This is a genomic window from Arthrobacter sp. JCM 19049 (assembly GCF_001310435.1).
On sequence record NZ_BAXF01000398.1, the window covers coordinates 1 to 2022 of the forward strand.

At 64.8% G+C, this 2022-nt stretch carries 1 protein-coding gene and 2 pseudogenes; all 3 read right to left on the reverse strand.

The window, feature by feature from the left end; translation table 11 throughout:
- Nucleotides 1-14 precede the first annotated feature (14 nt).
- Nucleotides 15-1298, reverse strand: a pseudogene (locus tag JCM19049_RS12645) (aspartate kinase).
- A 264-nt stretch (nucleotides 1299-1562) separates the two neighbouring features.
- Entirely contained in the window at nucleotides 1563-1688 is a 126-nt protein-coding gene (locus tag JCM19049_RS20780; RefSeq protein WP_279403149.1) for a hypothetical protein, read from the reverse strand.
- Nucleotides 1685-2022, reverse strand: a pseudogene (locus tag JCM19049_RS12650) (hypothetical protein); the annotation flags it as partial. The pseudogene JCM19049_RS12650 and the gene JCM19049_RS20780, both read right to left, overlap by 4 nt.

Consider the following 2022-nt stretch of genomic DNA (forward strand, 5'->3'; position numbering starts at 1 on the left):
CTGCGGCACCGGGCCTAGCGCCCGGTGCCGCCGTAGACGGTGGCCTCGACCTCGGCGTCCAGGTTGAACGCGGTGTGGATCGCGCGCACCGCGTCGTTGAGCTTGTCCGCGTCGGTGACCACGGAGATGCGGATCTCCGAGGTGGAGATCATGTCCACGTTGATCCCGGCCTGGTGCAGCGCCTCGAAGAAGGTGAAGGACACCCCGGGGTTAGAACGCATCCCGGCACCGACCAGGGAGAGCTTGCCGACCTCCTCGTTGTACTCCAGCTCCTCAAAGCCGATCTCGCCCTTGGCGGTGTTCAGCGCATCGAGCACCCGCTTGCCCTCGGTCATCGGCAGGGTGAAGGAGATGTCGGTCTTGCCCGAGCCCTGGGTGGAGATGTTCTGCACGATCATGTCGATGTTGGCCTGCGCGGCGGCGATGACCCCGAAGATCTGCGCGGCCTTGCCCGGAATGTCGGGCACGCCGATAACGGTGACCTTCGCCTCGGAGTGGTCGTGGGCGACACCGGAGATGATTGGCTGTTCCATGGGTTCTCCCTCTTGGATGGTGATCTTGTCGTCCGGGTCGGGGATGACCCAGGTACTCATGGGTGCTGAATGAGGAGCGCACGTGCAGCGGCACGCCGAAGCGGCGGGCGTACTCCACGCAGCGCAGGTGCAGGATCTTCGAGCCGCTGGCGGCCATCTCCAGCATTTCCTCGCTGGAGATCTTCTCGATCTTCTGCGCCGAGGAGACCACCCGCGGGTCGGCGGTGTAGATGCCGTCCACGTCCGTGTAGATCTCGCAGACATCGGCGTCCAATGCCGCGGCCAACGCCACCGCGGTGGTGTCCGAGCCGCCGCGGCCCATGGTGGTGATGTTCTTGGTTTCCTTGCTCATCCCCTGGAAGCCGGCCACGATCGCGATATACCCGCGCTCGATCGCCCGGTGCACCCGCTGCGGGGAGACCTCCATGATGCGGGCCATGCCGTGGGAGCATCGGTGATCAGCCCGGCCTGCGAGCCGGTGAAGGAGGCGGCCTGTTCGCCCAGTTCGTCGATGGCCATGGCCAGCAGCGCCATGGAGATGCGTTCCCCGGCCGAGAGCAGCATGTCCATTTCCCGGGCCGGGGCGTTGGTGGTGAGCTGGGCTGCCAGATCCAGCAGGTCGTCGGTGGTGTCACCCATGGCGGAGACGACAACGACCACGTCGTTGCCGGCGGCCTTGGTGTCAATAATCCGGCGCGCAACACGCTTGATGCCTTCGGCATCCGAGACGGACGAACCACCGAATTTCTGGACGATCAGGCTCATGGGCAAGCACACTCCAACACTGAGAGTTGTTGAACCACGCCTGTGGCAACAACCATGATGTACGCGCGGCAGCCAGCCGATTTTGGCCGGCGCGGCCACGGTATTTCTATCAGTGTCCTATTGTGACAGCAGGTGCCCCACTTGACCTAGTTGCGGTTCTTAACATTAGTCATATTGCCCAACATCTTCGCAACATGCTGTTGAAATCGTTTCCCGCAAGCCCGATCGACCGGTCAAAGGGCGGGATCGCGTGGCCGGACCGGCTCAGGAGGGCAGCTGGGCGAGCAGCGAGCGCCAGTAGGACTTCCAGTTCTCCACCAGATCCGGATCCATGATCCCGCTGTGGTTCACCACCACCGCGGACTTGGCACCCTTGGCGCTGATGTTCACCGCGATCCGCGCCCCGTCCTGCAGCCCGATGCGCCAATACCGCCATTTCGGGGTGCTGCTGGCGCGCCCGGCTCCTGGATCGGCACCCCGTTGAAGTCGCCGCGTTCCTGGACCAGCTCCTGCCAGCGCTGCAGGGCCTGGTCCATGTCGGCGTCAATGGTGCGTGAGACGGAGAACTGGAAACTGCCGTCGTTGGCCTGACCCGGCAGCCGCCGTTCGATGTGCTGCTCATAGGCCACCGCCACGCTCTGGGCCCACCAGCCGGAGTTCTCCACCCGGTGCGGCATGCGCTGCTCGGCCAGCTCGGCGATGCGCGCGTGGGCCAGCGTCTGGG